21 protein-coding genes are annotated in these 22,076 nt (G+C 64.5%); 6 read left to right on the forward strand and 15 right to left on the reverse strand.

The features are described from left to right. Positions 1 to 28: 28 nt before the first annotated feature. The 10 genes from EG19_RS12085 to EG19_RS00140 all read right to left on the reverse strand — a co-directional run bounded on the left by EG19_RS12085 (position 29) and on the right by EG19_RS00140 (position 11,937). Positions 29 to 1,393, reverse strand: a complete 1,365-nt coding sequence (locus tag EG19_RS12085) for a CheR family methyltransferase (protein WP_053334673.1) — start codon at positions 1,391 to 1,393, stop codon at positions 29 to 31. Beyond that, complete coding sequence (locus EG19_RS12090) at positions 1,393 to 2,820, reverse strand: GGDEF domain-containing response regulator (protein ID WP_053334674.1); 1,428 nt, start codon at positions 2,818 to 2,820, stop codon at positions 1,393 to 1,395. The genes EG19_RS12085 and EG19_RS12090 overlap by 1 nt, the downstream gene beginning before the upstream one ends. Then, positions 2,817 to 3,836, reverse strand: coding sequence for a chemotaxis-specific protein-glutamate methyltransferase CheB (cheB, locus tag EG19_RS00105; RefSeq protein WP_038046120.1), 1,020 nt, complete (start codon positions 3,834 to 3,836; stop codon positions 2,817 to 2,819). Before cheB ends, EG19_RS12090 begins: the two co-directional genes overlap by 4 nt. Then, positions 3,836 to 5,842 carry a hybrid sensor histidine kinase/response regulator gene (locus EG19_RS00110; RefSeq protein ID WP_081799775.1) on the reverse strand — a complete coding sequence of 669 codons (2,007 nt, stop codon included), beginning with the start codon at positions 5,840 to 5,842 and terminating at the stop codon, positions 3,836 to 3,838. The genes cheB and EG19_RS00110 overlap by 1 nt, the downstream gene beginning before the upstream one ends. Beyond that, positions 5,821 to 7,455: a methyl-accepting chemotaxis protein gene (locus EG19_RS12095; RefSeq protein ID WP_053334675.1), complete on the reverse strand. Its 1,635-nt coding sequence runs from the start codon at positions 7,453 to 7,455 to the stop codon at positions 5,821 to 5,823. The genes EG19_RS00110 and EG19_RS12095 overlap by 22 nt, the downstream gene beginning before the upstream one ends. Further along, positions 7,452 to 7,748 carry a hypothetical protein gene (locus tag EG19_RS00120; RefSeq protein ID WP_038046124.1) on the reverse strand — a complete coding sequence of 99 codons (297 nt, stop codon included), beginning with the start codon at positions 7,746 to 7,748 and terminating at the stop codon, positions 7,452 to 7,454. The genes EG19_RS12095 and EG19_RS00120 overlap by 4 nt, the downstream gene beginning before the upstream one ends. Continuing rightward, positions 7,745 to 8,170 (reverse strand): chemotaxis protein CheW, encoded by a 426-nt coding sequence (locus EG19_RS00125; protein ID WP_038046126.1) that lies wholly within the window; start codon positions 8,168 to 8,170, stop codon positions 7,745 to 7,747. The genes EG19_RS00120 and EG19_RS00125 overlap by 4 nt, the downstream gene beginning before the upstream one ends. A 79-nt stretch (positions 8,171 to 8,249) precedes the next feature. Beyond that, positions 8,250 to 9,722: a class I adenylate-forming enzyme family protein gene (locus EG19_RS00130; RefSeq protein ID WP_038046128.1), complete on the reverse strand. Its 1,473-nt coding sequence runs from the start codon at positions 9,720 to 9,722 to the stop codon at positions 8,250 to 8,252. Next, positions 9,719 to 10,606, reverse strand: a complete 888-nt coding sequence (locus tag EG19_RS00135) for a cyclic nucleotide-binding domain-containing protein (RefSeq protein ID WP_038046129.1) — start codon at positions 10,604 to 10,606, stop codon at positions 9,719 to 9,721. Before EG19_RS00135 ends, EG19_RS00130 begins: the two co-directional genes overlap by 4 nt. Further along, entirely contained in the window at positions 10,603 to 11,937 is a 1,335-nt protein-coding gene (locus tag EG19_RS00140) for an amidohydrolase family protein (protein WP_053334676.1), read from the reverse strand. The genes EG19_RS00135 and EG19_RS00140 overlap by 4 nt, the downstream gene beginning before the upstream one ends. A gap of 59 nt (positions 11,938 to 11,996) precedes the next feature. Here EG19_RS00140 and EG19_RS00145 point away from each other — a divergent pair, with 59 nt between their 5' ends. The 6 genes from EG19_RS00145 (at position 11,997) to pyrE (ending at position 18,157) form a co-directional block, all read left to right on the forward strand. Next, positions 11,997 to 13,379: a sensor histidine kinase gene (locus EG19_RS00145; RefSeq protein WP_038046130.1), complete on the forward strand. Its 1,383-nt coding sequence runs from the start codon at positions 11,997 to 11,999 to the stop codon at positions 13,377 to 13,379. Beyond that, complete coding sequence (locus tag EG19_RS00150) at positions 13,369 to 14,085, forward strand: response regulator transcription factor (protein WP_038046131.1); 717 nt, start codon at positions 13,369 to 13,371, stop codon at positions 14,083 to 14,085. Before EG19_RS00145 ends, EG19_RS00150 begins: the two co-directional genes overlap by 11 nt. Before the next feature lie 83 nt (positions 14,086 to 14,168). Further along, positions 14,169 to 15,188, forward strand: a complete 1,020-nt coding sequence (gene recA, locus EG19_RS00155; protein WP_152543824.1) for a recombinase RecA — start codon at positions 14,169 to 14,171, stop codon at positions 15,186 to 15,188. Positions 15,189 to 15,197: 9 nt separating this feature from the next. Continuing rightward, positions 15,198 to 16,217, forward strand: coding sequence for a quinone oxidoreductase family protein (locus EG19_RS00160; protein WP_038046133.1), 1,020 nt, complete (start codon positions 15,198 to 15,200; stop codon positions 16,215 to 16,217). Positions 16,218 to 16,226: 9 nt separating this feature from the next. Beyond that, on the forward strand, positions 16,227 to 17,588 hold the full coding sequence (locus tag EG19_RS00165; protein WP_200867088.1) for a sigma-54-dependent transcriptional regulator: 1,362 nt from the start codon (positions 16,227 to 16,229) through the stop codon (positions 17,586 to 17,588). Further along, positions 17,588 to 18,157, forward strand: coding sequence for an orotate phosphoribosyltransferase (pyrE, locus tag EG19_RS00170; protein WP_081799776.1), 570 nt, complete (start codon positions 17,588 to 17,590; stop codon positions 18,155 to 18,157). Before EG19_RS00165 ends, pyrE begins: the two co-directional genes overlap by 1 nt. On the opposite strand, the gene EG19_RS00175 is transcribed toward pyrE, so the two are convergent. The 5 genes from EG19_RS00175 to EG19_RS00195 form a co-directional block, all read right to left on the reverse strand. Then, positions 18,154 to 18,543, reverse strand: a complete 390-nt coding sequence (locus tag EG19_RS00175; protein WP_038046137.1) for a DUF2752 domain-containing protein — start codon at positions 18,541 to 18,543, stop codon at positions 18,154 to 18,156. The two genes, pyrE and EG19_RS00175, sit on opposite strands and share 4 nt — an antisense overlap. Further along, positions 18,540 to 19,256, reverse strand: a complete 717-nt coding sequence (locus EG19_RS12100) for a YIP1 family protein (protein ID WP_053334677.1) — start codon at positions 19,254 to 19,256, stop codon at positions 18,540 to 18,542. Before EG19_RS12100 ends, EG19_RS00175 begins: the two co-directional genes overlap by 4 nt. A gap of 216 nt (positions 19,257 to 19,472) precedes the next feature. Further along, positions 19,473 to 20,816 (reverse strand): L-lysine 6-transaminase, encoded by a 1,344-nt coding sequence (lat, locus tag EG19_RS00185; protein WP_038046139.1) that lies wholly within the window; start codon positions 20,814 to 20,816, stop codon positions 19,473 to 19,475. 81 nt (positions 20,817 to 20,897) lie between these two features. Continuing rightward, on the reverse strand, positions 20,898 to 21,434 hold the full coding sequence (gene infC, locus EG19_RS00190) for a translation initiation factor IF-3 (RefSeq protein WP_038046141.1): 537 nt from the start codon (positions 21,432 to 21,434) through the stop codon (positions 20,898 to 20,900). Positions 21,435 to 21,523: 89 nt separating this feature from the next. Beyond that, the gene (locus EG19_RS00195; protein WP_053334679.1) at positions 21,524 to 21,970 is read right to left on the reverse strand and encodes a CoA-binding protein; all 447 of its coding nucleotides are present in this window, start codon (positions 21,968 to 21,970) and stop codon (positions 21,524 to 21,526) included. Between the last annotated feature and the right edge of the window lie 106 nt (positions 21,971 to 22,076).

The raw sequence follows: 22,076 nt of genomic DNA on the forward strand, positions 1-22,076 counted from the left end.
GAACGGATGAGAAAAAAGCTTGTTTTCTTTAAGGGCTTTGCAGCCCCTCCAGGGCCGCTTGGGCTTGCCGGGCCGCTTGTTCGCGGGTGGGAAGTGGAAGCGCGGCTAAGCGGTCCAGCTCTCTTCCACCCCCGCCGGCCAGCGTGCTCAACAAGTGCCGGTACTCCGCCTGGGCGCGGGTGGTTTCTCCAGCGCGCCGGAGGGCGTGGGCTAAGAGCAGCCGGGCCTGGAAGAGGTCGGGCTCCAGGTAAAGACAAGCACGAAACGCGGCAATGGCTTCCGCAGGGCGGCCTGCCACCTCGTGGATGTAGCCTTCCAGGGCGTGGGCCTGGGCGTCCGCGGGGTTGGCGGCCAGAAGCTGGCGTAACGCTTCCTGGGCTTCCCCGAGGCGGCCCTGGGTGAGAAACGCCACCGCTTCCGCCAGTGGTTCGGTTTCGGGCTTGGGCGCTGCCGGTGGCGCTTCTTGTTTGGGCTGAGGCGGCGGCGTTTTTCTTTCCGGAACCGCGGGCTTTTGCGGTTTCCTTGGCGGTGTGGGCCTGGGGCGCGTGGGCGTAGAGCGTCCGGCAACCTGGGGGCGGTACACGAAGCAGGTGCCCAAATCCACGGGCTCGAAGCGGTCGCTCACCTGCCACACGGTTTCTGCCGGCCCCAGGAACAAAAAGCCATCGGGGGCCAGGGCTGTGGCGATGTTGGCCAGCACCCGCTTTTGCGAGGCCAGCCGAAAGTAAATGAGCACGTTGCGGAGCATGATGATGTCGAAGGGTTGCGGGAAGGACGGAAACGGTTCCGCTATCAAATTCAAATAGCGGTAAGTAATGCGTTGCAAAAGACGTGGGGAGAGCAGCCAACCGCCGGCCTGGGGCGTGAAGTAGCGCTCTTTGAGCTCGGCAGGCACGGCAGCCACAGCTCTTTCACTGTAAAAACCCCGACGGGCCGCTTCCAGGGCTTCTTCGTCCACGTCGGTAGCCAGGATGCTCCAGCTCCAGCCGGAAAGCAGCGGGTGCTCCGCCAGCACCATGGCCAGGGTGGCCGGCTCTTCCCCCCGGGCACACCCCGCGCTCCACAGGCGCAAGGTGCGCGACGCGTGTCTTGTTTTCACCAAAAGCGGAATGATTTGATCCTTCAAAGCCTCGAAATGCTGGGGCGTGCGAAAGAACGATGATTCCTTGATGGTAATGGCGGCCAGAAGCTGTCGCCACTCCTCGGAGAGGCGGCCCGAGGCCAGGGCCTTGACGTAGTCCGAGAGGTTGGCAAAACCGCGGGCCACACGCCGCTCCTGGGCCACCTCGGCGAGGAAAGGGAAAAAGCTCTCCGGCACCACGTTGCCGCTGACCTGTTCTACCAGCTGAGCCAGCTGTCTGACGGAAGGCTCAGGGAGCGCTGGCGCCGGCATTAGGGCTTGACACAGTTGCGGCCGGCGGCCTTGGCCTGGTAAAGGCGCATGTCGGCCAAGGCCACCAAGGCATCGGGGGTTGGAGGTCCCACCACTTCGGCGCTACAGGCCACCCCAAAAGAGGCGGTGATATGGACCTTGTCACCGGAAGCCAGGGCAACACTCTGTTTTGCCAGCGCTTGACGCAACCGCTCAGCGGTGTGGGCGCCTGCTTCAAGACCCGTTTCCGGGAGCACCATCATGAACTCCTCGCCCCCGTAACGACCCAGGGCATCTGAGGTGCGCAATAATTGCCGGAAGAGCTGAGCCGCAGCCCGCAGTACCGCATCACCGGCCAGGTGCCCGTAGGTGTCGTTGATGTTCTTGAAGTGGTCAAAGTCGCATAGGACCACGGAAACCGGCAGCCCGCGGCGGTTGGCACGAACCAGCTCCTCCCCCAGCCGCTCGAAGATGGAGCGGTGGTTCAAAAGGCGGGTGAGGCTGTCCAACGACGAAAGCTCCCGCAGCCTCTGGGCCAAGCGGGCGTTGTCCAGGACCAGGGCCAGGTGGTTCACCAGCTCGGAAATCAGCGGCAGCGAAAGGGCGGTAAAGGAGGCACTGTCTTTGGGCAGGATGGCCAGGACCCCCTCGGCATCCCGTAACGGCAGCTGGAAAAACTGAAGGACTTCCAGGCTCTGGTGGAAAGGGTCGTGGTTGTGTTCGCCGTCGTAAGTGAGTTCCACCTCGGCCCCCGGGGTTACCGGCAGACGATCTAAAACCGCTTTGTTCACCGCATCGAAAGCCGCCAGCGGTATTTCCGAGGTGGCGTTCACGTACATGCTGACGGTGTGCGCTTCCGCCACCCCCAGGGCAAAAACCTCCCCGTCAACCACTTCCCGCAAGAGCCCCACCACGCGACGGCAAGCGGTGACCAAATCCGGGCTGCCCATGCCCTGGGCCAAAAGCGAGCTGGTGAGCGTGGCCTTCATGAGCGCCTGGTCCAGTGTGCGGGCAACCCGCGCCAGCACGTCCAGAGGCCCTTGGGGCAAGGGACCCGTGACCTTGGGCGTGGGGCTGGAGCGGGAGGCTAGCTTTTCCACGGCTTCCACCAGCTCCTGGGGGGAGGCGTCCTTGGTGATGTAGGCATCGGCGCCGGTGGCCAACCCCCAAAACCGCGAGGGTGCCTCCCCGTGGCTGGTGAGGATGATCACGGGAATGGAGGCGGTGGCCGGGTCGCTCTTGAGCAGGCGGAGGAGCTGGTTGCCGTCCATGGTGGGCATTTCCAGGTCGGTGAGCACCACATGAGGCAAGGTGCGGAATGCCGCAACCGCGCCTTCCACGCCGTCGGCGGCTTCCAGAACCTCAAACCCAGCCTGGGTGAGGGCGCGCACCACCAGCGCCCGGGCCAGGTGGGAGTCATCAATGACCAATACCCTGGTCCGGTTCATCCTTCCTCCCCGCAAGTCACGGCTACAAAGTGGGCGAGTTCTTCGGGAGGGAGGGCCACCTCGGTTGCCCCCAGCTCGAGAGCCTGTTTGGGCATTCCGAACACCGCCGAGCTTGCCTCGTCTTGCACTGCTGTTACGGCCCCTGCCCGTTTCAGTTGCAAAAGCCCCGAAGCGCCGTCGCTGCCCATCCCCGAAAAGAGCACGGCCACCACGTGGGCCGGCCGCAGGGCCAGGGTCGACTCAAAAAGCACATCCACCGAAGGGCGGTGCCCCTGCCGCGGGGGGGTCTCGGTGTCCACCTCGAGGGTGCCGTCTGCCGCCAGCCGCAGGTGGGCGTTGGCGGGGGCGAGCCTCACCGCCCCCGGCTTGAGTTGTTCCCTGGACTCCGCCACCCGCACGTCGCGGCCGGTTTCCCGTGCCAGCCAATGGGCAAGGCCCTCTTCGAATCCGGGGGCAATGTGCTGCACCACCAGGATGGGGACCTGGACGGCCGGAGGCAGCGCCGCCAGAAAGGCCCGGAGCGCCCCGGGGCCGCCGGTGGAGGCCCCCAGGAGGATCCACTCCACCACCCGCGGTGCTATCCGGGGAAGGCGGCGGGGGCTTTTGAGCACCGGGCGATGGGCGGGAAGACCTGCGGCGGTGCGAACGAGCTCCGGCAACCGCTGGGCCAGCTCTTTCCAACCCTCCGGAGCCTCCGGCTTGGGCAAAACCTCCAAGGCCCCCCGGCGGACGGCCTCGAAGGCCACGGCCAAGCGGTCACGGGTAGCGCGGGAGGTGATCACCAAGATCGGCGTGGGCCGCATCTCCATGATGCGCCCAATGGCGTCCAGGCCGTTCATCACCGGCATTTCCACGTCGGTGAGCACCACATCCGGCCGCAGCTTGAGCACCAAATCCACGGCCTCCTGGCCGTTGGTGGCTTCACCGGCCACCTGCAAATCGGCATGGGAGGCAAGCAGCCGACGGAGCACGGCCCGCACCGTGGGGGAGTCGTCCACGATGAGTACCCGGACCATCAGCCCCGCCCTCCCAGACGGCGTACCAGCGCCACCAGTTCGGTGGCATCCAGGCCTTGCTTGGCAAGGTAAGCATCGGCGCCGGCCGCGAGCCCCGCCAGGCGATCTTCGGGGCGGTCACGGGTGGACACCACGATCACCGGCAAGTGGGCCAGCTGCGGCAGCGAGCGCACGTGGCGGGTAAGGTCGAGCCCATCCATTCCCGGCATTTCAATGTCGGTGATCAAGCAGTCCACAGGGTTTTCCGCCAGGATGGTGAGGGCCTCCTGGGCATCCCCGGCCACCAGCACCGAAAAACCGGCATCGGCCAGCAACCTGCGCTCCATTTCCCGGGTGACGAAGGAGTCATCCACCAGCAGCACCTTGAGGCTTTTCCTCACCGGCTTTGAGGGTGCCGCCTTGGCGGTAGGCGCCACGCGAGCCTGTTGCAGGGCCAGGGGCGAGATTAAAGGCATGGGCTCGCCGCTGGCGGTGACCGCTGCCCCCGAAAAGAAACGGGAGGGGAAGGCTTGGGAGTGGGTCTGGTCGCGCACCACCACCTCCTCCTCCCCTAACACCGCATCCACCGCCACCGCCACTTCCACCCCCGCGGCTTCGCCTTCAAGCAGCACTTGAACCGCTGGGATCGGTTGGGCGAAGAGCCGGTGGGTGGAGATAAAGGGGCGCAACCTGTCACCCAAACGCGCGAAGGTGTGGGAGCTCCTTTCCACCACGTTTTGCGCGGGAAGCAGGTGGAAGCGCTTCACCGCGGACTTGGGGTACAACAGCTTGAGCTCGCCCACCTTGACGATGAGGACCTCTTCCCCCCGCTGAGCTACCGGCAGGGTCAGGGTGACGCGGGTGCCACGTCCCGGGGTGGAGGTGATTTCCACTTCGCCCCCTACCCGGGCGCAGGCGGCAGCTACCGCGTCCATGCCGATGCCGCGGCCGGAAACCGCGCCGGCCTCCTCGCGTGTGGAAAAGCCGGAGAGGAAAAGAAAGCGGAACGCCGCTTCGGGGCTCAGCCCCTGCGCTTCCTCCTTGGTGGTGAGGCCCCGGGCGATGGCTTTTTCCACCACCTTTGCGGCATCAATGCCGCGGCCGTCGTCGGTTACCACCAGCCGAACTCTCGGCCCCGAGGTGGTGGCTTCCAGGGTCAGGGTGCCGGAGGTAGGCTTGCCCGCTGCGGCTCGTTCAGCGGCTGGCTCCAAGCCGTGGTCCACGGCGTTGCGAACCAGGTGAATGAGGGCTTCCTCCAGCTCCTTGGTAATGCGCCGATCCAACCTCACGTCCTCACCGCGCAGCAGCACCTGCACGTCTTTGCCCAGCTCCCGGGCCAGCTCCCGGGCGTGGCGGGCCAGGTTCTGGAGGAAGGGGCCTAGAGGCTGCATTTGCAAGCTCACCGCGTGGTCGAGGTGAGCCTCCGCCAGCCGCTGCAGGCGGGTTTGGCCCAGCTCTAGCTCCAGAGCCAGCCGCCGCAGGGTAGTCACCACCACCGCCAAAAGCTGCTTGGGGTCTTCCTCGTGGAGCCCTTCCTGCGCCAGCCTTGCCAGCTCGCGCAGGCGTTGGTGGAAGACCCGAGCCCCCCGGGCAAGGATGCGGATGCGCGTGGCGCGGTCGGCCAGCGTATTCAAATCGCGACTGGACAGGCGCACGTGGTCGGGCGCGGAAGCGGGCGCCGCTGCCTCTTGTCCTGAAGTGGGTGCTTCTTGCCCTTCTTTTCCCAGCTGGTTGAGGGCCGAGGCCAGTTGGTCCAGGCCCCTTTGCAGAGAAGCGAGCCACCCCGGGGGCGTCTTTTGCACCAGCTCCTCGAGCTCGTGGCAGAGCTGGGCAAGGGAAGGAAGCTTGAGCATTCTCCCCGCGCCTTTGAGGGTGTGGAGCTCCCGCTGGGCTTCCCGCCGGCTTTCGGGGTCCTCTTCCAGGCGCGGCAAGAGCGTGTGCAGGCGCTCCAGGCGACCGGAAGCTTCGGCCAAAAAAACCGGCAGGAGATCGGAAAGCTCGCTGTTCACGCGACGATCTTCGTCCAAGATGTGGCGTTCACATCCAACCCCAAGACCCCCGCCAGACGACCTTGCGGGTCATAGACCGGCGCTGCCACGGTAAAGCACTTTTGACCGGTAAGCAGGGAGGTGTAGACGGGCGTGAGGGTCGTCCGTCTGTCCCGCATGACCGCCTGGAACCAGGGGCGCTCGGAGAGGTTTTGACCCACCGCCACCGGGATGGCAGTATCGGGAAGCCGCAGCTCGGGGTTGGGCGTAAACGCCACCAGGTTGCCTTCGGGGTCGGTGAGGAAGGCGTTTTCCAGAAAGCGGTGCTGTTTGAGGGCTTGGACAAAGGTGCTGTCGAGAGCTTCCCAGTGGCCAGCTTCTGCCCCCAGGGCGTCGGCCAGGGTCTGGGCGATGTGTTTGACCGAGCGGGGGGAGTCCAGGTGGAAGGACTGGGTCAAAAGCTGAATGGACAGGGCGAGCTGGTTGAGCCGTTCGGCGGTGGCGGAGAAAGCCTTCAACCCTTCCGCCATCTTTTGGATCACCTGGCTCACCTCCTTCAGCGTGAGGACCACCTGGTCGGAAGCGCTTCGCTGCTGCTGGGTGGCCAGGGAAATCTCGCGGGCGGCATGGGCGGTTTCGCTCACCGCCCCCCGCAGCTGCTCGATGCTGGCCGTGGCCGCCCTGGCCCGCTCCAAAACCTTGCTCACTTCCTTGGAGGATTCCTCGGTGGCCACCACCGTGGCGCGGATGGAGGCGGAAAACTCCTCGAGGAGCGTACGCACTGATTCCACCGATTCCCGGGAGCGCTCCGCCAGACGCCGCACCTCATCGGCCACCACTGAAAAACGCCTGCCGTGCTCACCGGCGGCGGTGGCCTCGATGGCCGCGTTGAGGGCCAAAATATGGGTTTCCTGGGCAATTTCGGTGATGAGGTCCAAAACCCGGTAGATCTCCCGGGAACGGGTACCCAGGGAATCGGCGCGGGTGGCAATGGCGGCAATGCGCTTCTGCACTTCTTCTACCCCCCGCACCGCATCCTCCACAGCAGCGGCACCCATGGTCCCCGCTTCCTCCGCTTGCGCGGCCAGGTCTGCTTGGTTGGCGGCGTTGGTGGCAATTTGCGCGGCGGTGCGGGCCAACTCCTCCATGGTGGCGGTGATTTCCACCACCGCTGCGGCCTGTTCGGAAGAGCCCGAAGCTAGCTCTGAAGCGGTGTTTTGCACCTCTTGGCCGGCCACCGCAATATCCACCGAGCTGGTGAGGATTTGCTGCACCAGGGCGCTTACCGCCCGGTTGGCCGACAAAAACTGGTCCTCCACCTGTTCTGGTAGCTCGCGGGCGGCCTGCTGGGCGGCCACCAAGTCCCCCGCTTGGAGGTGCTTGAGCACGTGTTCAAAGGCCTTTTCGGTCTTTTCCGCCTGCGCGGCCAGGCGGGCAAACCGGCGCGTGAACTTGCGGGCGGGCTGCAGCACCAACCCGATGTACAGGCCCAGGATGCCCAAAGCCACCACGAGGTACGTGTCGAAAACCCACCGCGGCAAGCCGTAATAAGTGGCCGCCAGAACCCCCGAAAAACCCAGCAGGCCCAAAAGGCCTAAAAGCACCACCCCGAAGATCGGGACCAGCATCACGGTCTTTTCCTGCTCTTTCATGGCTCCCCCTTGCACAGCAAAGGCGGTACGTGGTCGGGCGACAGGACCACGGTAGGCTGGTTTTCAAAAAGTCCCAGGCCCTGGCAGCGATAGGGCCAAAAGGCCCCCAAGGTGCGGCCGGCAGGCACCTGGTGAAGCTCGTGGCAAACCCCCACCACCTCGTCGGCGGCGACGGCGGCGTGGCCAAGGTGAATTTCCGGCGTGGAGCCGGGAGCAATGGCCGTCACGTGCTGGGCGGGCAAGGCCCAGAGGCAGCCAAAGCGACGAAAAAGGAGGTACGCTTCCCTGCTCATAAGGCTCCTAAGCGCGAGAGGTCCAGAACTTCGGCTGTCCCTTGGGGCAGGGCTGCCTCTCCCACCACCAGGCCCTCGCCGGTGGGCACCACCTGCTCTGGGCTGAGAAACACCAAATCCACCGCGGCATCGGCGGCCAGGCCCACCAGCTCCCGCTGGGATGGGGGACCCACCCAGACCACAACTGTTACCGGGAAGCTTGCGGGCTGACCAGGTTTGGCGCCAATGAGCTGGGCCAGATCCAAAACCGGCAGCGGTTCCCCTCCAAACTCGGCCAACCCCAAAAGCTCCGGCTGCGCTCCAGGCAGCGGAACCGTGGGCAAGGCGCGGAGGATGCGGCGCACTTGCCGGGCGTCTACGGCGGCCAGGCGATCACCAGCAGAAAGGAGCAAGAAGCGCCGGCTTCCGGCTTCGGCCGTCATAATAAAAGACTACCATCCTTGCGCTGGCTTTCGCTTTTGACCCGAAAACTCCTGGCTAACCACCCCATGGACCTGCGGGTTACCTTTCAGCGGGGGTCTTTTTGCCGTTCAAAAGCGCCAAAAGGTCCCTTTTGGCGACCTTGCCCCGGGCGGTGAGGGGAAGCTCGGGCACCAGCGCCACCTTGCGCGGCACCTTGTAAGGCGCCAAACGAGAGCGGCAGTAGCTAATGACCTTATGCACGGTGAGCCCCGCCTGCGGCGCCACCGCCAGCACCGCCCCCAGCACCTGACCCCGGTGAGGATCCGGCACCCCCACCACCGCGGCACTCAATACCCCAGGCAGCGCTTCCAAAACCCGGCGCACCTCCTCGGGGTGCACCTTTTTACCCGCCACGTTCACCACTTCCGAAAGCCGGCCGGTGAGGTGGAGGACGCCCTGGTCATCGAAAAAGCCCGCATCGCCGGTGAGGAAGCACCCAGGGGTGAGTACCTTCGCATCCGCCAGGGGGGGTACCGCGCCCAGCACCACCGCCCGGGAGCGCACCCGCACCCGACCTTCGGTGCCCGCCGGCAGGGGATTGCCTTCCTCGTCCACCACGTCCACCCTCACCCCGTCCAGGGGCGTTCCCACCGCTCCTTCTTGGTGCGGGCAGGCGTCGGTGCGATCGTAAGTGATGCCCCCACATTCGGAAGAGCCGTAAAAAACGTGGGGCTTGTGGCCGGTGGCGGCAAAAAAGGCAGCGGCGTCGCGGGGGGTGAGGGGGGCGCCGGCGGTGAGACAAACCCGCAGGGCAGGCCAGGGGGGCAGGTCCGGCAGCGAGGCCAAAGCCCGAACCATGGCGGGCACCGCCGGGAAATGCTGGACTTTGGCCACGGCCAGGGTGTGGGCCAGGGCGGCCGGGAGGTTGCAGGAGGGCAGCACCAGCGGGGTTCCCCACACCAAAAGCGGCACCAGGCACGAGCCGAGCCCGTAGGAGTGGGTGAGGGGGATGGCGGCTAAGGTGCGATCGCTGCGCTGCAAACCCATGGTGCTGAAGATATGCACGGCATCGGCGTAGAGTTGCGCCGCCGCCGCGGCAAAGGCTTGCGGTTCGCCGGTGGAGCCAGAGCTCAGCTTGAAAACCGCTGTGCCTTTGGGAAATGGGACGGGCTTGGTGTCCTGCCGCTCCACCCCCACCCCCGGGGGCATGAGCTCCTGGCCCTTTTCCAGCCGCTCCATGTTGGCCACCAGCGCCCCTGCCCCCAAAGCTGTGGCGACCCTCGCCAGCTCCGGGTACGGGGCGGTGGTATCGGCCAGAGCCACGGGGTGTCCAAGGCTGCGCAAGGCCAAAAAATGAGCCACCAGGGCCGGTCCGTTGGCCAGGGAAAGCACCACGGGGCGGTGGGGGAGCTTCAGGCGCCCGTAAAGTTCGGCTAAAAGCTCGCTCTGCTGGGCCACCAGCGCCCGGGGGGCCAGGAGGTGTCCATCCGCATCCAAAAAGGCAGGGGCAGCCGGCTCTCCCTGAGCTAGCCGGAAGAAGCGAGCGACAAAGGGACAGAGGGGGCGAATCATGGGGCTTCCCGCAGACGGGCCAGCATCACGCTTACCGTGGCGTTGGCCCGCTCCTGGTAAAACTTGTCGAGAACCGCCGACACCTCCGGGTGCCGCTGGCAAATTTCCGCCAGGATTTCCTTTGAAATTTCAATCACCGTGACCGGGCTTTGGGCTACCACCGTGGCGGTGCGCGGCTTTCCAGTGAGCACCGCCACTTCCCCAAAGAAATCCCCGGGGCCCAGGGTGGCCAGCGTGACCTTTTTGCCGTGGGGGTCGGTACCCTCCACCACCACGTTGCCTTCCACGATTAAGAACAGCGAATCGCCGTACTCCCCCTCCCGGACGATGGCGTGGCCGGGTCCGTAGGAGCGAACCGACGTGGAACCCAGAAGCTCGGTGAGGGCCGGGCTGGGGAACGCCGAGAAGAAGCGCAACGCTTCGCTTTCCGGAGCGGGCTGGGGAGTCGCCGGGGGTGGCGGGGGAGGCTCAGGGGCCGGGGCCTGGGACACCGTGACCCTGGGCGGTGGGGTGGGTGTCCTGGCAGCTTGCAGCAGCCGGCTTTTTGCTTTTTCTTCCTCTTCCTTTTGCGCGGCTAAAAGCGCCTGCAGCTCTTCGGCGGCTTCGGTTTGGGAGGGGTCCAAGCGGAGGATCTTGTTGGTCACCGCAATGGCCATGGAGTAGCGACCCTGCTTGGCAAAGTGCCGGGCAAGGTTGCGGTAAACCTCAATGGCGTGCCCACGATCGCCGGCCATTCCCAAAATTTCTGCTTGCCGCAAGAGCAAGTTGAAGTTTTCCGGGTGTTTTTTGAGCTCTTCGGCAATGGCCGATAGGGCAGCGCCGTAGTCCCGCTTGGCCAGGTACTGGTCCAGCTCCTCAATGCGGTAGCGGGGGCGGAGGATCATGGCCAGGCCAGCCTCCCGGCCAGCGCTTGGGCCGCCTGGCGGGCTTCCTGTTGGATGGCGGCGGCATCGGCGGTGAGGAGCCTTCCCTCCTCCACCACCACTTGGCCATTGACTACCACGTGTCGCACGTTCGCTACCCCGCCCCCAAAGACTACCATGCTGGCGGGATCGCCCCAGGGCTCCCAGCTCAAGCTGGGGGAAAGCACCACCACATCGGCGAGAAAGCCCTCCTGGAGACGGCCCAGCTCCTGCCCCCAGCCCAGAACTTGCGCCCCCCGCCAGGTGGCCAGCTCCAGGACCCGCCAGGGGGAAATAGCCCCTGGCCCGTGACGCAGGTTGTGGAGGGTTCCCGCCAGCGCCATCTCGTGAAAGATCGACAGCCGATTGTTACAGGGGGGACCGTCGGCTCCCAGCCCCACCCGCACGCCGCTGGCCAGCAGCCGGGGCAAATCGGCAATGCCCGAGCCCAGCTTGAGGTTGGCCCCGGGGCAGTGGGCCACGCCGGTTTGCCGGCGGGCCATGAGCTCGTATTCGCCGTCCTCCAGGTGCACGCAGTGGGCCAGCACGGTATCCGGTCCGGCAAGGCCTAAATCGGCCAGGTAAGCCACGTTGCCTTTGCCGGTCAGGGAACGCACCAGCTCAGTTTCCTTTTGGTTTTCGCTGGCGTGGGTGTGAAGCATGAGGTGCTGGCTTCTGGCCAGCTCCACGCAACCCACCAGCAGCTCGGGCGAGCAGGAAAGCACAAAGCGCGGGGCCACTGCGTAGCGCAGGCGGTCGGAAGCCGCGCCGTGCCAGCGGGCGGCCAGCTGTTCGGCTTCGGCCAGTGAGGTTTCGGGGTCCTCCAAGAGCGGCTCGGGGACCTGTTCCCCGCGGTCCATGTGGCACTTGCCGGAAACAAAGCGGATGCCTAGCTCGGCGGCCGCGGCAAAGACCTGGTGATGGTGGTGCACGGTGCCCATGTCCAGCGCGGCGGTGGTGCCGGAAAGCAACAGCTCAGCAACCCCCAGGCGGGCCGCCACCGCCACCTCGCTTTCGGTGAGCGCCGCTTCGTAGGGCCAAATCCGCCGGGAAAGCCAATCCAAAAGCGAAAGACTATCGGCGCGGTTGCGGGCCAGGCTTTGCACCACATGGACGTGGGTTTGCACAAAACCCGGCAGCACCAGGCAGCCTCGGGCGTCCAAAACCTGGCAACCCTCAGGTGGGCGGATGTGAGGAGCTACTTGGATGATCCTGTTGCCCTTGATCAAAAGGTCAGCAGAAAAGAACAGGCCCTCTTGCGTCATGGGCACCACGGTTCCGGAAGCGATCAGCAAGAAGCGGGCCTCGTTCACGTCTCGATTGTGAAAGCCGTTGCAAGAGCTGTCAACTTGCCTTTCGCTATACTCGCCCCATGCGTGCCGAGAGCCGATTTGCCATGCGCCACGTGCTGGTGCTGGTGGTGCTGGCGGTGGTGCTGAACGCTCAGTTCACCTGGTGGGTCGTCTATTCCCTGCGGGAAAACGGGGTGCGGTTGCGCTTGGAACGCCAGCTCATGGTGGACGGCTTGCGGCGGGTGGCGGCGCGGGTGCAGGAGCGCTTGGCAAGGCTGGAGGCCTCGCTGCCAGCCGGAGGCGTGGTGCCCTCGCCAAAACCGCCCTTTTCCTCCCTGGTGCTGATCCCCCGCAACCTCAAGGAACGGCAGTGGGAGGCGCGAGAAGGGGGCATTGCCCTGCTGGTACCCGTGCGTGGTGGCTTGGTAGCCGAGCTGGGCTTGCCGCTGGAGGTGGTAAGCCGCTGGGTGGAGGAGGAAGAGCCGGGGGCGTGGCTGGTGCCCCCCGACGCCCCCCGCCCCCGAGGGATCGAAACCGTGCCCTTGGGTTTGCCGGTGGCGGGTTACGCGCTGGCGCCGGACCGGGAGCAGTGGGAGGTCGCCACCATCCGCTACCAGCGGCGGGTGCTCATGGTGGTGAGCGAGGGCGTCTTCTTCTGGGTGGGGATGGCGGCGGTGGTGGCGCTGCTCTGGCGCATGCTGCGCCAGGAAGCGGTTTTGGAACAGCAGCGGCAGAACTTTATTTCCGCGGTGACCCATGAGCTGAAAACGCCCATTGCCGGTATCCGTTTGAGCTTGGAAACGGTGCTTTCGGGGCGGGCCCAGGGCCCCTCCCAGGAGCAGTTTTTGCGCAACGCCTTATCCGATGCTGAGCGCCTGCAGAACCTGGTGGAAAAGGTGCTGGAGCTGACCCGCTTTGCCTCCGGTGTGCACCGGCTTAACATTCAACTGGCTGACCTTTCGCAGCTGGTGGAGGAAGAGCTCTTGAGCGCCCAGGTACGAGCGGAGGCCCGAGGGGTGAAGGTGGAAGCTGACATCACCCCGGGGGTCATGGTGCCCCACGACGGGGAAGGCGTGGCCATCATCCTCTCAAACTTGCTGGAAAACGCCTTCAAATACGCTTCCACTACGGATCCCAGGGTGTGGGTGAAGCTTTGGGTGGAGCATGGGCAAGCCGTTGTGGAGGTGCGTGACAACGGCATTGGCATTGCCCCCGAGGAATTGCCTAAGATCTTTGGGGTGTTTTACCGGGGCGGCGATGAGGTGGCCCGCCGCACCCCCGGCACCGGCATCGGCCTTTTTGTGGCCAGGGAGATTGCCAAGGCGCACGGGGGCAAGCTGGTGGCCTCCAGTGCCGGTCCCGGCCAGGGGGCAAGCTTTAGGTTGATCCTCCCCGGTGCCCAGCAAGTGGACGGAGAGGGGGAGTTGGAGTACGATAACGATGAGGTGAGCCATGGCAGCTAAGATCTTGGTGGTGGAAGACGAAAAACACCTTGCTGAGGCGTTGGCCCACAACTTGCGTTTTGAAGGCTACGAGGCCACCGTCGTCCACGACGGCGAGCAGGCCCTGGAGCGCTTGGCCAACGAAGACTTCGATTTGGTGGTTCTGGACGTGATGCTTCCCGGGATTTCGGGTTTCGAGGTTTGCCAGCGCCTGCGGGACATGGGCAACCGCGTGCCCATCCTGTTCTTGACCGCCAAATCCTCGGACGCCGATCGCCTTCAGGGGCTCCGCCAGGGTGGCGACGACTACATGACCAAGCCGTTCCTGCTGGAAGAGCTGGTGCTGCGCATAAAGGGCATCCTCCGGCGGCAGGAGTGGTTCAAAACCCCGGTTGCCGAGCGCGGGGTTTTCCGCTTTGGGGACAGCGAGATCAACTTCCGCACCTTTAAGGCCAAAGGCCCCCACGGCGAGGTGGAGCTAACCGAGAAGGAATGCATGCTGATGAAGCTTTTGGTGGAGCTGCAGGGGCAGGTGGTTTCCCGGGAGCTCATCCTGGAGCGGGTTTGGGGCTACAAGTACGGCTCCTCTTCCCGCACCATTGACAACTTCATCGTGCGCTTGCGCCGCTACTTTGAACCCGATCCCCGCCGCCCGCGGTATATTCACTCGGTGCGGGGTGTGGGGTACCGCTTTACGCCTGAGGGTCTTCCGGCGCAAAAGTCTTGACCTGTGGGTAGACGGGTGGTACCTTGGCGGAGGCTATCCAGTCCCGTGCCACGCCGCGGGAAGGAGTGTGGACAATGGGTGATGTGAGTCAGGAAAAGCTCAAGGCTTTGGAAGTGGCTGTGTCGCAAATCGAGCGCCAGTTTGGCAAAGGCGCCATCATGCGCCTGGGTCAGCGGGAAGCGCTGGCCGTGCAGGTGATCCCCACCGGCTCCCTGGGGCTGGATGCGGCCCTGGGCGTTGGGGGGATGCCCCGGGGGCGTGTGGTGGAGATTTACGGCCCCGAATCCTCGGGGAAAACCACCTTGGCCTTGCACGTCATCGCTGAAGCCCAAAAACTTGGGGGCCTTGCGGCCTTTATTGACGCGGAACACGCCCTGGATCCCGAGTACTCGGCCAAGCTCGGGGTGGACGTGGACAACCTGCTGGTTTCCCAGCCGGACAACGGCGAACAAGCCCTGGAAATTGCCGAAACCCTTATCCGCTCGGGCTCGGTGGACGTGGTGGTCATTGACTCGGTGGCGGCGCTGGTGCCCAGGGCTGAGCTGGAAGGGGAAATGGGCGACGCTTCCATGGGGTTGCAAGCCCGCCTCATGTCGCAGGCCCTGCGCAAGCTCACCGGTGTGGTTTCCAAGTCCAAAACCTGCGTGATCTTCATCAACCAGATTCGGGAAAAGATCGGCGTGATGTTTGGCAACCCCGAAACCACCACCGGCGGCCGGGCGCTGAAGTTTTACGCCTCGGTGCGCCTGGACATTCGCCGGATTGCGCCGATCAAGTCCGGAGAAGAGGTGGTGGGCAACCGCACCAAGGTGAAGGTGGTGAAAAACAAAGTGGCGGCGCCCTTCCGGGTGGCGGAGTTTGACATCCTTTACGGTGAGGGCATCTCCCGCGCCGGCGAAATCCTGGATTTGGGGATCGAGCACCGCTTGCTCACCAAATCCGGCACCTGGATTTCCTACGGTGACGTGCGGCTCGGCCAGGGGCGGGAAAACGCCCGGGCTTACCTCAAGGAGCACCCCGAGCTCATGGCTGAGCTGGAGGGCAAGCTGCGCAGCATGCTCCCCAACCTGGCGCGGCCGGCAACGGCAGCGGAAGAAGCCTAAAGCCCCCTCATGCGGGCCTGGGTTGCGCACCGCTACGGTCCTCCTGAAGTTTTGCGGCTGACGGAGCTCCCCGATCCCAAACCTGGGCCCGGTCAGGCTCTGGTGAGGGTTCGCGCCATCGGCTTGAACTTTGCCGACTGCATGGCGCGAGCAGGCGTTTACCCCAATACCCCCAGGCCCCCTTTCGTGCCCGGCATGGAAGTGGCGGGGGAGGTGGCGGCGTTGGGGGAGGGTGTGTCTGAACCGCCGGTGGGAACGCCGGTGGCGGCCGTTCCCATCTTCGGCGGGCATGGGGAGTACGTGGTGGTGAAGGCCAGCCACCTGCGCCCGTTACCGCCGGGGCTTTCTTTTGTGGAAGGAGCCAGCCTGGTGGTCACGGGGCTCACCGCTGACCACGCGCTTTTTACCGTGGGGCGCCTGCGCCCCGGTGAAAGGGTGGCCATCCTGGCGGCGGCCGGTGGGGTGGGGACAATCGCCGTGCAAATGGCGATGCGGGCGGGAGCGCAGGTGCTGGCGGTGGCTTCCACCGAAGCCAAGCGGGAGCTGGTGCGGCAACTGGGGGCCCAGGAGGTGGTGGACTACGAGGCCTATCCAGAAGCGTTGGCCGACGGCGTGGATGTGGTGCTGGATTCGGTGGGGGGAAGGCTCTTCCGGATCGGGTGGCGGGCCTTGCGGCCCGATGGGCGCTACGTGCTCTTCGGTTTTGCCTCGGCGGTGGGCCGCCGGCGCATCCGCTACCTCAAGGCAGCGGTAGAGCTCTTGCGCATGGGTGTGGTTTTCCCTAGGGCCTTGCTGCAGTCCTGCCGCACGCTTTCGGGCTTTAACCTCTCTTTGGTGCCGCACCTGGCTTCGCACCTGGCCGAACGCTACCAGGTGCTTTGCGAAAAAGTTGCAAGTGGTGAGCTCAAGCCGGTGATCGGAAGGGTTTTCCCGTTTTCAGAGCTGCCGGCAGCCCACGCTTTCCTGCAGGGACGGGCTTCCTTTGGCAAGGTGGTGGTGACGGTTCCGTACCTGCTAAGCAGGGTCTAGACTTCCGCCGTGGAGAAGAAGGGGCGAGTGCTGGTGGTGGACGACGATGGGGCCAACCGCAAGGTGGTGGCCACCATCCTTGGGGGCGAAGGCTTCGAGGTTGCGGAAGCGGCTGACGCCTTTTTGGCCTTGGATCGCCTGGACCGTTTTCACCCCCACGCGGTGATCCTGGACATCAAGATGCCGGGGATGGACGGCCTGGGTCTCTTGCGGGACTGGCGGGCCCGGGGGCTGGAGGTGCCGGTGATCATCCTCACCGGTCACGGGGACGAGTTCACCGCCAGCCACTGTTTGGCCGCCGGTGCCGATGCGTTTTTGGACAAGCCCCCCCAGCGGGCCGAGCTTTTGTTGGCGGTGCAAAACGCCGTGGCCCGGGGCAAGCTCCTGGAGGAAAACCGCACCCTCAAGGAGGAGCTGCGCTACCCGCCGCTTTTGGGTTCTTCCGCGGCCATGGAAAAGCTCCGGGAGGACATTGCCCGGGTGGCGCCGGCGCGGGCCACGGTGCTCATCGTGGGGGAATCCGGCACCGGCAAGGAGCTGGTGGCGCGGCGCATCCACGAGCTTTCCCCCCGGGCGGAAAAGCCCTTTATCCGCGTGAACTGCGCCGCCATCCCCGAAGAGCTCATCGAGTCCGAGCTTTTTGGCCATGAAAAGGGCGCCTTCACCGGTGCCGTCCGCCGGCAAATTGGCAAGTTCGTGCAAGCCGATGGTGGCACGATCTTCTTGGACGAGGTGGGGGATATGTCCGCCCGCACCCAGGCCAAGGTGCTGCGGGTGCTGCAGGACGGCGAGGTGGAGCCGGTGGGTGCGGGCGAGGTGAGGCGGGTGGACGTGCGGGTCATTGCTGCAACCAACAAGGACCTGGAAAAAGAAGTGGCCGCTGGGCGCTTCCGCGAGGACCTTTACTTCCGCCTTTCGGTGGTGGTGCTGCGCACCCCTCCGCTGCGGGAGCACCCCGAGGACATCCCCGAGCTGGTTTCGTACTTCACCGCCCAGGCCTGCCAGGAGTACAACCGCCACTGCAAGAAGTGGAGCCCCGAAGCGCTGGAGCAGCTGGCCCGCTACCCCTGGCCGGGGAACGTGCGGGAGCTCAAGAACCTGGTGGAGCGGGTGGTGATCATGGACCTTGCCGAAACCATCACCGCGGTGGATCTGCCCAGCGTCAGCGGCAGGGGTCAGGACCCGGAGCTGGCGGCGGTGTTTGCCGCACCCACCCTGGCCGAGTTCCACGCCCGTGCGGAACGGGAGTACTTGAAGCGCATGCTGGAGCGCCACCACTGGAACGTAGCCGCCACTGCCCGCGCCATCAAAACCCCACGGTCCAACCTGTACAAGAAAATCGAAGCCTACAAGCTTCGCCGGGAGGAGTAATGCAAGCGGTAAGCCTTGAAGATATGGCCGCGGTGGGTGCCTACCTTTCCGGCCATTTTGTGCTGTCCTCAGGCCTTCATTCCCCCAACTACCTACAGTGCGCCCTGTACCTGGCCTCCCCGCCGGCGGCGGAAGCCGCAGGCAGGCAGTTGGCTGCTCGTCTGAAGCACGTGGCGCCGAACCTGGTGGTCTCCCCGGCTTTGGGCGGGGTCATCATCGGCCATGAGGTAGCCCGCGCTCTGGGGGTGCGGTTTTTCTTTACCGAGCGGTGGGAAGGGAAGATGACCCTGCGTCGGGGCTTTGCCGTGCCGGCGCAAGCGCGGGTTTTGGTGGTGGAAGACGTGGTGACCACCGGCGGCTCCACCCGGGAGGTCATGGCTGTGGTTGAAGAGCAAGGCGGCACGGTGGTGGGGGTGGGGGCCATTGTGAACCGCTCGGGAAGCGACAACCCGTTTGCGCCGTTGCCCTTTGCCTCGCTTTTGTCGGTGAACATCCCCACTTACCCGCCGGAGGCTTGCCCCCTTTGCCAGCAAGGGCTGCCGCTGGAAAAGCCCGGCTCGCGCCGCTAACCCCTGGCAACCACCCAGACCCAGTTGGCCACCAGAGCCAGGGTCACGCCCATCCGCAGCCACCACGGCCAGTGCCGTTCCAGGGAGGCCAGGGCTTTGGGGAGGGTCTTTCCGCCGGCGTGGGCGAAAGCCCAAAGGACCGCGGCAAGCCCCGTGAAGAACAGCCCCACGGTGACCATGGGGTTGTGCAGGAAAGCCTCCCCCACGTGGCCGTGGCTGAGGGCCAGCACGGCGCGGGTGGTGCCGCAGGTGGGACAGGGGACACCGGTGAGGGTGCGGAAGGGGCAGGGGGGCAGGCTGTGGCTCAGCTCCGGCCAAAGGGGGACGGTGAGAGCCAAAAGCAGACCCACCCCCGCCACAAGAGCCAAAGGACCGCAGCGTTTCACCGCAGCTGCTGCAAGGCGCCGAAGATAGCGGCGCCCGCCATCACCAGCACGGCAATCACGCAAACGCAACACAGCAAAACCGGGGTCAAAACCGCACCGGCAGCTCGTCCGGTGGTGGTGCCGTGGGCTTGGGCCAGGCCCACAATGCTCACAAAAAACCACCAGATGACGGCAACGATCCAACCTACCAGCGGAATGATCTGGAACACGTAGGTAGCTTCGCTGTAGGCCAGCGTGCGAAGGGTGGTCTCAAAACCCCGTTGAGCCCCGCCGAAGAGCAGCAAGAACAGGTGGATGAACAGGGTGGTGAGGCCAAGACCGAAGAGCACCCACACCGGTGCGGTGATCACGGTGATGACCGAGGCTACCTTGGAGAAGAACATGTCTTGGCGGGCAAACATACCGGGCATGAGGGAGGCCAGGGTGGAGCGGAAGGCCCATTGGTAAATTTGCCCCACGATAATGCCCACCCATCCCAGGATGACGGCAAAAAGGATGGGTTTTCCTAAGCTCACCGTGAGGCTCATACGGGAAAAAGCCTCCCGCGGGTTGAAGAGCACCAGCTTGGCGGTTTCGTAAAGCGCTTCCAAGCGCGGATAAGCGGGGTCCTCCCAGGGGAGCAAGGGCGGAGCCGGAGGTGGCGCGAAGGGTGGTTCGGGTGGGGTTGGTGGTTGCGGGGGCTCAAAGCCAGAAGGCGGCATGACATCGGCCATAGGTTCCTCCTTTCCTCAGGTGCAACCTTACCCGAATTGCCGCGGAATCAAAAGGCCACTTTCTTCATCATGGGAGAGGAATTCGCGTTTTTTGCTCTTGTTCATGTGGGGCCGCCGCGGGCAATGTGGGGCCGCCGCTCCTGCTGTGGGGCCGGCGCTCCGCGCCGGCTACCACAAAAAGACCCGCGCAGGAGCGCAGGTCACTCCGGCTGTTTTTCAGCCCAGTCGTCTGAGGGCATTGGCCAGAAGCGCCAGGCCCTTTTGTGCGTCCTCTGGCGTGAGGTCCAAAAACGGACGGAGGCGAATGGACTTCTCACCGCAAGGCAAAAGCAAAAGCCCCTCGGCACGGCAGGCTTCCACAGCCTTCTTCCGCGTTTCCGGGTTGGGAAGGTCAAAAGCGATCATCAAACCCCGTCCCCGAACCTGCGAGAGGAGCTGGGGGAACTCCCGCTCCAGCTGGTGAAGTCCGGCGAGAAGCTGAGCCCCCACCCGGCGAGCGTTCTCCACCAGGTTTTCTTCGGCAATGATCTCCAAAATCCTGGTGGAGCGCACCATGTCGGTGAGGTTGCCGCCCCAGGTGGAGTTGATGCGCGAGGAAACTCGGAACACGTTGTCCGGTACCTCGTCAATGCGCCGGTTGGCGGCAAACCCGCCCACCTGGACTTTCTTCCCGAAGGAAAAGAGGTCCGGCTCCACGCCTAAGCCTTCAAACGCCCACATGGTGCCGGTCAGGCCCAGGCCGGTTTGCACCTCGTCGAAGATCAGGAGAAAGTCGTGCTGGTCTGCAAGCTTTCGCAAAGCTTTTAAGAACTCAGGCCGGAAGTGGTTGTCCCCGCCTTCCGCTTGAATGGGCTCGATGATGAGGCAGGCGATGTCGTCCCCGTACTGGGCCACCGCCTTTTCAATTTCGGCCAGGGCCCGGGCTTCTGCCGCTTCCACCTCGGCCAGATGTTCGGACAGGGGGAAGACGATTTTGGGGTTGGAGATCCGCGGCCAATCGAACTTGGGGAAGTAAGCGGTTTTCCGGGGATCGGCAGTGTTGGTGAGGGAAAGGGTGTACCCGGAACGGCCGTGGAACGCTTGGCGGAAGTGCAGCACTTTGGTACCCACCGTCTCTGGAAGTCCTTTGGCCATGTTCTTGCGGATCTTCCAGTCGAAGGCTGCCTTGAGGGCGTTTTCCACGGCCAGCGCCCCCCCTTCGATGAAGAACAAGTGGGAGCGGTGGGAAGGGGGAACGGCCACCTCGGCAAAGGTAGCCACGAACTCGGCGAAGAAGCGGGTGTAGACGTCGGAGTTGGCAGGCTTGTGCAACGCCGCCAAAAGCAGCCGCTCGCGAAACTCGGGATCGGCAAGCCCGGGGTGGTTCCAGCCTAACGCCTGGGAGGCAAAGTTGGAGAAGAAGTCCAGGTAGGTTTTGTTTTCCCTCTCGTCTACCAGGTACGAACCTCGCGAGCGCTCCAGGTCCGGCACAATGTGGAAACCGTCCACCAGCATGTGGGAACGGAGCACATCGTGGACCTGCGAAGCGTTGAGTCGGATGGCTTTGGTGGCTGTGGCCATGGGAACCCTCCCTACAACGAGAAGCTTTTGCTAGCTTCCCCTTAAAAAGCTTGGATCCGCCGCAAAACCTTGTTACGTCACTTACGACGAGCCGCGGCGGAGCGGCACGAAGACCATGGTGAGATCCCGCCCACCGTCGGCCATGGAGGCGTCCTTTTCCACCTTGGCCACGTCGGCCAAGGCTTCCCGCACCCGTTCCAGCACCTCGTAGCCGTTCTCCAAGCGCCGCATTTCCCGCCGCCGAAACATGATGGTGACCTTCACGTGCTTGCCCTCGGCGAGGAAGCGCTTGACCATGTTGAGCTTGGTTTGAAAGTCGTGATCCGCCACCCCGGGCCGAAACTTCACTTCCTTGACCTCGATTTGGTGCTCCTTCTTGCGCGCTTCCCGGGCTTTCTTTTCCTGCTCGTAGCGGTACTTGCCCCAGTCCATGATTTTGCACACGATGGGGCGAGCGGTAGGCGCAACTTCAACCAAATCAAGTCCCCTCTGGCGGGCCAACTCGAGGGCATGCTCGATGGGGACGATACCCACCTGGGTACCGTCAGCATCGATGAGGCGCACCGGCGAAAGCCGGATCATTTCGTTAATCCTTACCCGATCTCGATCGTCTGCGATGTTTCCCTCCTCGTGGAACCTGGCTTAGCCCAGAGCTCCACCTCCTGCCCTGCAGGACAGAGGCATTATAGCAAGCGGCAATAAAAGCTCTAGCCCTGCACCAGGCGGCGGTGCTCCACCATCATGCAGCGGTCCATCACCACCGCCAGGCCGGCAGTCCGAGCTTTGTCGGCGGCGGCGTTGTGCGCCAGACCCTTTTGCATCCAAACCGCTTTGGCACCGCGGGCAATGGCCTGATCCACGATTTCCGGGATGAACTCGGGACGGCGGAAGATGTCCACCACATCAACCTTGATGTCTTTCGGGATGTCGCTCAGGGTGGGGTAGGCCCGCTCGCCCAGCACCTCCCGGACGTTGGGGTTGACGGGGATGATGCGGTAGCCCTGGGCCTTGAGGTACGCAGCTACCTGGTACGACTCGCGCTCGGGGTTGTCGGAAAGCCCCACCACCGCCACGGTCTTGGCCTCCTCGAGGATCGCCTTGATTTCCTCGTCGCTGGCGTTGGCCAACGGAAACTCGCAGAACTCGGTACTCATGAGGTGTTCCTCCCCACTTGGGCATGATAGCTCACCATCAATAACTTTATGGTTCTAAGCATGGTTGACAGTATCGGCAACAGGGATTATACTTTTTTGTGACAGC

It is taken from the genome of Thermoanaerobaculum aquaticum (assembly GCF_000687145.1).
GTDB classification, from domain to species: Bacteria; Acidobacteriota; Thermoanaerobaculia; order Thermoanaerobaculales; family Thermoanaerobaculaceae; genus Thermoanaerobaculum; species Thermoanaerobaculum aquaticum.

Bases quoted from the DNA above. Each gene is read 5' to 3' on its own strand.
- EG19_RS12085 (WP_053334673.1), bottom strand. From the start codon at position 1,393: ATGCCGGCGCCAGCGCTCCCTGAGCCTTCCGTCAGACAGCTGGCTCAG.
- EG19_RS12090 (WP_053334674.1), bottom strand. From the start codon at position 2,820: ATGAACCGGACCAGGGTATTGGTCATTGATGACTCCCACCTGGCCCGG.
- cheB (WP_038046120.1), bottom strand. From the start codon at position 3,836: ATGGTCCGGGTACTCATCGTGGACGACTCCCCCACGGTGCGGGCCGTG.
- EG19_RS12095 (WP_053334675.1), bottom strand. From the start codon at position 7,455: ATGAAAGAGCAGGAAAAGACCGTGATGCTGGTCCCGATCTTCGGGGTG.
- EG19_RS00120 (WP_038046124.1), bottom strand. From the start codon at position 7,748: ATGAGCAGGGAAGCGTACCTCCTTTTTCGTCGCTTTGGCTGCCTCTGG.
- EG19_RS00125 (WP_038046126.1), bottom strand. From the start codon at position 8,170: ATGACGGCCGAAGCCGGAAGCCGGCGCTTCTTGCTCCTTTCTGCTGGT.
- EG19_RS00130 (WP_038046128.1), bottom strand. From the start codon at position 9,722: ATGATTCGCCCCCTCTGTCCCTTTGTCGCTCGCTTCTTCCGGCTAGCT.
- EG19_RS00135 (WP_038046129.1), bottom strand. From the start codon at position 10,606: ATGATCCTCCGCCCCCGCTACCGCATTGAGGAGCTGGACCAGTACCTG.
- EG19_RS00145 (WP_038046130.1), top strand. From the start codon at position 11,997: ATGCGTGCCGAGAGCCGATTTGCCATGCGCCACGTGCTGGTGCTGGTG.
- EG19_RS00150 (WP_038046131.1), top strand. From the start codon at position 13,369: ATGGCAGCTAAGATCTTGGTGGTGGAAGACGAAAAACACCTTGCTGAG.
- EG19_RS00160 (WP_038046133.1), top strand. From the start codon at position 15,198: ATGCGGGCCTGGGTTGCGCACCGCTACGGTCCTCCTGAAGTTTTGCGG.
- pyrE (WP_081799776.1), top strand. From the start codon at position 17,588: ATGCAAGCGGTAAGCCTTGAAGATATGGCCGCGGTGGGTGCCTACCTT.
- EG19_RS12100 (WP_053334677.1), bottom strand. From the start codon at position 19,256: ATGGCCGATGTCATGCCGCCTTCTGGCTTTGAGCCCCCGCAACCACCA.
- lat (WP_038046139.1), bottom strand. From the start codon at position 20,816: ATGGCCACAGCCACCAAAGCCATCCGACTCAACGCTTCGCAGGTCCAC.
- EG19_RS00195 (WP_053334679.1), bottom strand. From the start codon at position 21,970: ATGAGTACCGAGTTCTGCGAGTTTCCGTTGGCCAACGCCAGCGACGAG.